Below are 6,526 nucleotides of genomic sequence, written 5' to 3' on the forward strand. Positions count from 1 at the left end.
CGGATCGGCCGGTCGGCTTCTACCGCACCGGGCCAGGGGAGTACACCCGTGCCACCGGGACGCCTCCGGACGCCCGGCCGAGCAGGGTCAGTTCTGCTGTGGCGGGGCCGGAGGGTGTGGTGCCGTCGGACAGGACGGCGAGGGCGAGGGTGTTGTCGCCGCGTGTGTTCAGGATCCCGTTCGGCAGGACGAAGGTGTGCTGGGGGCCTACGTCGTTGATGTACTGGCCCATGTTCCAGCCGTTGAGGAAGATCTGTACCCGGTAGGCGCGGGACGGGTCGTCCCTGAGGGTCAGGCCGATCGACGCGTCCGTGGCGGGGTCGACCGAGAGCCGGAAGCCGGTGCGGTACCAGACCACGCCCTGTCGTCGCTCGGCGTTCGGGAGGTGCGCGGGCCGCCAGTCGTCGTCGTGCAAGCCGGGCAGATGCCAGCCCTTCCGCTCGCCGTACAGACCGCCGTTGTTGAGCGGGCCGCGTACGGGGTCGGGGGCGGCCGCCCCCTGGATCCGCCAACGTACGGACGGGGACGCGCCGTTGAAGCCGACCGAGGCCAGGCCCCGGCCCGCCTTGTGGCTGTCGTTCGCCCGGCCGTCCTGGTCGTGCTGCATCCGGCGGACGAGGACGGAGAGGACGTGCGGGCCGCTCTCGCGCAGGGACCGGCTGCCCGGCGCGAGCGGGAACGTCGCCGTGGCCTTCCAGGTCGCCTGCCGGACCGTGCCCGTGTCCGGCACGGGCATCCGGTGGGTGCCCAGCGGGCGGCCGTCCAGCCATGCCATCAACAGGCCCTGGGTGCCGGTGACATAGGAGAGGGACACCGACTCGGCCCCGGCCGCGCCCTCGAGGCGGCCCCGGTACCAGACGTCCCCGTAGTGGAAGCCGTAGTCGTCGGCGAAGAGGACCGGCCCGCCGACGGGCACGGGGGTCGTGCTGAAGGACGTGGTCAGGTCGGCGGTCCGCCACGCCGAGTCGTCGAAACCGGCGGCGGACTCGGGGTTCTCGTCCTTGCGGCGCCACCCCGTCAGTGCGGGCAGCCGCACGGCACCGGCGCCGGGCAGCCGCCGCTCGGCGCGCAGGCTGCCGGAGCGGGTCCCCCGTGTGCGCAGCCCGGCCCCGTTCCAGACGACCTCGCTCACCCCGCGCGGCGCCCACACCTCCAGGTCCGCCTCCTCGACCGTGTCGCCGGTCAGCTCGGCGGTCGCACCGCGCAGCACGGCGGTGCGCAGCAGGGCGGGCCCGTGCACCAGGACCGGCCCCGAGGGAGTGGTGCGCGGCCACAGCCGTACGGAGGCCGCGTCGTCGGCGAGCAGCAGAAGCAGGGGGGCCGCACCTCTCCTGTCCGTCACCGCGATCCGGGTGAGGCCGTCGAGCCGGGCGCGCACGCGCAGGACGCCGCCCTCGCAGGTCCAGTCGGCCGTGCCCTCCAGCACGGTGACGGCGGGCTCGCTCGTGCTCTCCAGGGCGGTCTCCGTCTCCTCGCCCGTGCGGCCCGTGAACACGGCGATGTCCTGGCGGCCGGCGGTCATGCGCAGCATGGGCTGCGCGGTGGAGTGGCGCAGTGTCCACCGGCCGAGGGAGATCCCGGCGGCCAGCAGCCGGGCGTCCCGGCCGGGGACCGGCACCTGGACGGTCGTCCCGGCGAGCGGCACGGCGGCGACGGCGTCGGTGGGGGAGTCGTTGCGCAGCACGTACACGTGCGCCCCGGTGTCGGGACTGACGAGATGGTAGGCCCTGATCTCCGGCGCGCCGACGGAGACGTCCGCCGCCCGGTCCAGCTTGGCCAGGTCGGGGAAGCTCTGCAGCAGATGCCCGATCTGGTGCATCGGGACGAGCTTGGCGGTGGGTTGCCTGGCCTCGTCGAGGGCGGCCCCGTAGTCGTACGACGTGTAGACGGCGGGCGCGGGCAGCCAGCCCCAGGAGGTGCCGCCGAAGGTCATATAGACGTTGTGGATCTTGATGCCGTTGGCGAGGTTGGTCAGATAGAAGCGCCGCTCGTACGCCGCGTCACGGGTGCGGCGCGACTCGGCGTACCCCTTCCCGCCGAACTCCGCGCCGCCCCAGGGATCGAACCAGCCGCCCCCGAACTCAGCGATGAGACCGGGGGTTTCGGGGCTCGCCGTGGAGCCGCCCTTGATCCCGCCCGGGCCGAAGTACCCCCAGTCCGGCGGGGTCTGGAACGGCGACGGATAGCCGTCGAAGCCGTACAGCCAGCGGCCGCGCTCACCGCCGGTGTCGAACGTGCCGGGCGCCCAGTCCCCGTTCCTGCCCTTGTCGTTGTGGAACAGCGGCACGTCGATGCCGTCGGCCCGCACCTTTCGGTACAGATGGGCCATGTAGTCCCGGCCGGTGGGCTCGGTGACGTGGTTCGCGTACTCGTTCTCCAGCTGGTACAGCACGATCGTGCCGGTGCCCCTGGTGTACAGGTGCCGTACCGCGATCCGGTTCACGGCGGTCAGCCACTCGTCGACGTGACGCAGATACGTCGGGTCGGCCGTGCGGGCCGTGCCCCGGGTGGCGGTCAGCCAGCCGGGGAAGCCGCCCGCGTCGACCTCGGCGTTGATGTACGGGCCCGGGCGCAGGGTCACATACAGCCCGGTCTCGGCGGCCGTGCGCAGAAAGAGGTCCAGATCCCGTACGCCCGTGAAGTCGTAGGACCCCGGGGCCGGGGAGTGGTAGTTCCAGGAGACGTAGACGCTGACCGTGTTGTAGCCGTACGCGCGGAGCTTGTGCAGCACGTCCCGCCACAGGGACGGGCTCGGCAGCCGGAAGGGATGCATCTCGCCGGACCACAGCACGACCCGCCGGCCGTCGACGATCATCGAGTACCGGTCGAAGTCCACCCGGTGCGTCCGGCCGTCCGCGCCCGGCGTGGCGGGCGGTGGGCCGGTCGGCACGCCGGCGGCCGCCACGCACAGGGCGCTGCTCCCGCCGAGTGAGAGCCCGAGCGCTGCCGTGCCGGCGATCGCGCTGAAGGTACGTCTGCTCAGCTCCAAGACAGTCTCCTCGACGGGCGCGGATGCGGCCATTGTGCATGGGGGCAGGCCCGACAATGGGTCCATGAGGATCTCGGCGCGGGCGGATTACGCGGTACGGGCGGCGCTGGAGCTGACCGTCCGGCAGGACAGCGGTCCGGTCAAGGCGGAGACGGTCGCCTCCGCGCAGGGCATTCCGCACAAGTTCCTGGAGGGCATTCTCGGTGATCTGCGCCGCGGCGGCCTGGTCGACAGCCGGCGCGGCGGCACCGGCGGTTACCGGCTGGCCCGTCCCGCCGACTCGATCACGGTCGCGGACATCATCCGCGCGGTGGACGGCCCGATCGTCTCCGTACGCGGGGAACGCCCGAGCCAACTCGCCTACACCGGTCCCGCCGAGCCGCTGCTGCCGCTGTGGGTGGCGGTCCGGGCGAACGTCCGCCGCATCCTGGAGGGCGTCACGCTCGCGGACATCGCGTCGGGCACCCTGCCGGCACCGGTACGGGAGCTCGCTGCGGAGCCGGCGGCCTGGGAGAACCCGTAGGCGGACGCCCGCGCACGACGGTCGGGTCGTGACCGCCGAGCTGAGCGCCGGAAAGGGGGCGCGGTGACCGCCGATCTGGCCGCCGAGACGGCACTGCGCGTGCCGGCGGTGGCCGCTCCCGGTGCCCGGACGCCCTGTGCCCTCCTGGGTGCCGGCCTGGTGGAGGCGAGACACCCCCTAGTCCGGCCGCCCGCTCATCATGGCCACCAGGTTCTCCGTAGCGTTCGGGCCGAAGAGGAGGTCCAGGCCCTGGGCCGACTCGACGGCGGTGTGTTCCGCGCGCGGGAAAAGGGCCTGTTCGTAGGCGAGGAGACCGGTGTCGAAGGAGTCCCGGTGGGCCGCCAGGGCCGTGGCGAGTTCCGCGCCGTCCTGCAACGCCGCGTTCGCCCCCTCGCCCGCGAACGGCGACATCAGGTGCGCCGCGTCGCCGAGGAGCGTCACGCCCGGCGTGTGCGCCCAGCGGTGGCCGACCGGCAGGGCGTGGATCGGGCGCGGGGTCGGTGCGCCGTCCGCGTCGGCTATCAAGGCGCGCAGCCGGTCGTCCCAGCCCTCGAAATGGGCGAGCAGCGCCTCCTTGACCGCGCCCGGGCGCGTGAAGTCGAGCCCCGGCAGCCAGTCCTCGGGCACCTTGAACGCGACGTACGCGTGGATCGAGCCGTCGGTCTCCAGATGCGTGAGGAATCCCTTGCCGTCGGCGAGCGCGAACATCATGCCGCCGCCCAGGAGCTCGGCCGTCGCGGGGTGCCGTACGGCCGCCTCGTGCAGGTCCGTCTCGACGAAGGACACCCCGGCGTAGGCGGGCACGGCCGGGGAGAGCAGGGGGCGGATCCGGGACCAGGCGCCGTCCGCGCCGATCAGCACGTCCGTGGTCAACGCGGTCCCGTCGGCGAGGGTCACCTCATGGCGTCCGTCGCCCAGGGGGCGCGCGCCGGTCACCTTCGTGCCCCAGCGGACCGTGCCCTCCGGCAGCGAGTCCAGCAGGATGCGCCGCAGGTCGTTGCGGTCGACCTCGGGCCGGCCGGTCTCCTCGGTGTCCTTGAAACGGACCGTGCCGTCCGGGTCGAGGACACGGAACTCCTCGCCGCCGGGGTGGACGATCGCCCGGAACTCCTCGAAGAGCCCGGCGGCGCGCAGCGCGGCCTGCCCCGATTCCTCGTGCAGGTCGAGCATGCCGCCCTGGGGGCGGGCGGTGGGCGAGGCGTCGCGTTCGTGGACGGCCGCCTCGATGCCGTGCACATGCAGGACCCGTGCGGCGACGAGACCGCCGAGGCCGGCGCCGACGACGGTGACGGGGTGGTGGGTGGGTGCGGACTTTCCCGTGGCCATGGCGGCCTCCTCAGGGAGTGGGCGTACGGGGTGTACGCGGAGTGGTGGGCGGCTCGGGTGCCGCCGTGATGCCGCTGATCAGCACCTGGAACCCCCAGGCCAGACGGGCCTCGCCGGGGCCGGACACCAAGGCCGTGCCCAGGGCGGCGATCTGCGGGTGCCGTTCGGGCCGGGCGTCCAGCAGGGCCCGGGCCAGCGCGTCCCAGTCCTCCTGGGCCTCGGGCTCCTGGCTCTGCGTGGAGTGCTCGGCCGCGCTCGCCGTCGCGTACTGCAACAGCAGGTCGAGGCCCCATGACGCCCGCCCGGGCGGCACCTCCCCCTCGGCGAGCAGGGCGAGGATCGCCTCCACCAGGTCGAGGTAGTGCTCGCCGTGGGGGCGGGCCACCAGGGCCGCGCGGGCCAGCGCCGGGTGGGCGAAGAGCACATCGATGTACGAGGTGAGCAGCCGGACGAGCCGGTCACGCCAGTCGCCCTTGGTGCCCACGGGGGACAGGTCCACCTCGCCGAGCAGCCGGTCGAGCACGGCCGCGTGCAGCTCCGCCGTGTTGCGGACGTAGACGTACAGCGACGCCGGACCCGTGTCCAGCTCCTGCGCCAGCCGCCGCATGGTGGCCCGTTCCAGGCCCTCGGCGCGCATCAGCGCGACAGCGGTGTCGATGATGCCGTCCCGGGTGAGGGCCGGCTTGGCGGGGCGGTCGCGGCGGCTGCGGGGGGCCGGGGGCTGTGCTGTCATGTCTTCACCGTAACGAACATGTTCGTCACGAACAAGTACGTCACGAACGTGTTCGTCAGCGGGCATAGGGGCGCGCGCCCTCCGAGGGTGTGGCATCCCGCCCGCTCCCCGCGCGCCGTCGACCACCGTTCGGCCGCCTTTCGCCGCACATGGTAACGGGCTGTCACGGGTACATTTCAGGATGCAAGCGCGTGCGCTGTCCTGACGCACGCGGCGTCGACCTGGTGAAACACCCTTCTAGGCCGTCAGATTGAGCGCATGACCGCACCTTCAAGCCCCCAACGCCCGGTTACCGTAAGTGTGTTCTCCCAGCGCTTCAGCGCCACCACGCGCGGCGCTCGCCTGGCCCGGCACCTCGCCCTGCACCAACTGCACACCTGGGGTATCCCGCACGGCACCGAGACCTCAGACGCCGCCGCCGTGATCGTGGCCGAACTCGCCGCCAACGCGGTGACCCACGGCCGGGTGCCCGGGCGGGACTTCGAGCTGCGGCTCTCCCTCGTCACGGGCAGCGTCCGCATCGAGGTCAGCGACACCCGCAGCGGACCGCCTCGCCCGCCGGGCCCCGGTGGCACGACGCCCCCGGCGCCACTGGCGGAAGCCGGCCGCGGGTTCCTCCTGGTCGACGCGCTCGCCGCCCGATGGGAGGTGCTGGACCGGGACCCGCCACCGGGCAAGACGGTGCGGGCCGAGGTGGATGTGCCGGGGTGGCTGTATCTGGTCAGGGACCGAACGACAGGAGCGCGCCCGGGGTCCGCGCTGTGACGGGTCTCGTCCGCAGCGGTCCTGGCGCGCTCTGCCTTTTCAGATGCAACGGGGTGGTGGGGGGGCGGGGGCGCCCCCCCCCCCCCCACCCCCCCACACCATTAAGGGCGGGGAGTTGGGGGCGGTGACCGTGTGGCTAGAACCCGTTGGGGGGGGGGGGGTGTTGTACCCGGCGGGGGTGGTTGGGTCC

General features: G+C 73.2%; 5 protein-coding genes. 2 read left to right on the top strand and 3 right to left on the bottom strand.

What is annotated here, in order from left to right; translation table 11 throughout:
- Positions 1-19: 19 nt before the first annotated feature.
- Positions 20-2,989, bottom strand: a complete 2,970-nt coding sequence (locus ACFY2Z_RS35905; RefSeq protein WP_390748179.1) for a beta-galactosidase — start codon at positions 2,987-2,989, stop codon at positions 20-22.
- A gap of 64 nt (positions 2,990-3,053) precedes the next feature.
- Here ACFY2Z_RS35905 and ACFY2Z_RS35910 point away from each other — a divergent pair, with 64 nt between their 5' ends.
- Positions 3,054-3,512 (top strand): RrF2 family transcriptional regulator, encoded by a 459-nt coding sequence (locus tag ACFY2Z_RS35910; RefSeq protein ID WP_390748180.1) that lies wholly within the window; start codon positions 3,054-3,056, stop codon positions 3,510-3,512.
- A gap of 177 nt (positions 3,513-3,689) precedes the next feature.
- Here the strand turns inward: ACFY2Z_RS35910 and ACFY2Z_RS35915 are convergent, their stop codons facing one another.
- Both ACFY2Z_RS35915 and ACFY2Z_RS35920 read right to left on the bottom strand, forming a co-directional pair.
- Positions 3,690-4,838 carry an FAD-dependent oxidoreductase gene (locus ACFY2Z_RS35915; RefSeq protein ID WP_390748181.1) on the bottom strand — a complete coding sequence of 383 codons (1,149 nt, stop codon included), beginning with the start codon at positions 4,836-4,838 and terminating at the stop codon, positions 3,690-3,692.
- Positions 4,839-4,848: 10 nt separating this feature from the next.
- Positions 4,849-5,571, bottom strand: a complete 723-nt coding sequence (locus ACFY2Z_RS35920) for a TetR/AcrR family transcriptional regulator (RefSeq protein ID WP_390748182.1) — start codon at positions 5,569-5,571, stop codon at positions 4,849-4,851.
- Positions 5,572-5,829: 258 nt separating this feature from the next.
- Here ACFY2Z_RS35920 and ACFY2Z_RS35925 point away from each other — a divergent pair, with 258 nt between their 5' ends.
- Positions 5,830-6,336 (top strand): ATP-binding protein, encoded by a 507-nt coding sequence (locus ACFY2Z_RS35925; RefSeq protein ID WP_390748183.1) that lies wholly within the window; start codon positions 5,830-5,832, stop codon positions 6,334-6,336.
- Positions 6,337-6,526: the final 190 nt, after the last annotated feature.

The organism is Streptomyces sp. NPDC001222 (assembly GCF_042896945.1).
Taxonomy (GTDB): Bacteria; Actinomycetota; Actinomycetes; order Streptomycetales; family Streptomycetaceae; genus Streptomyces; species Streptomyces gibsoniae.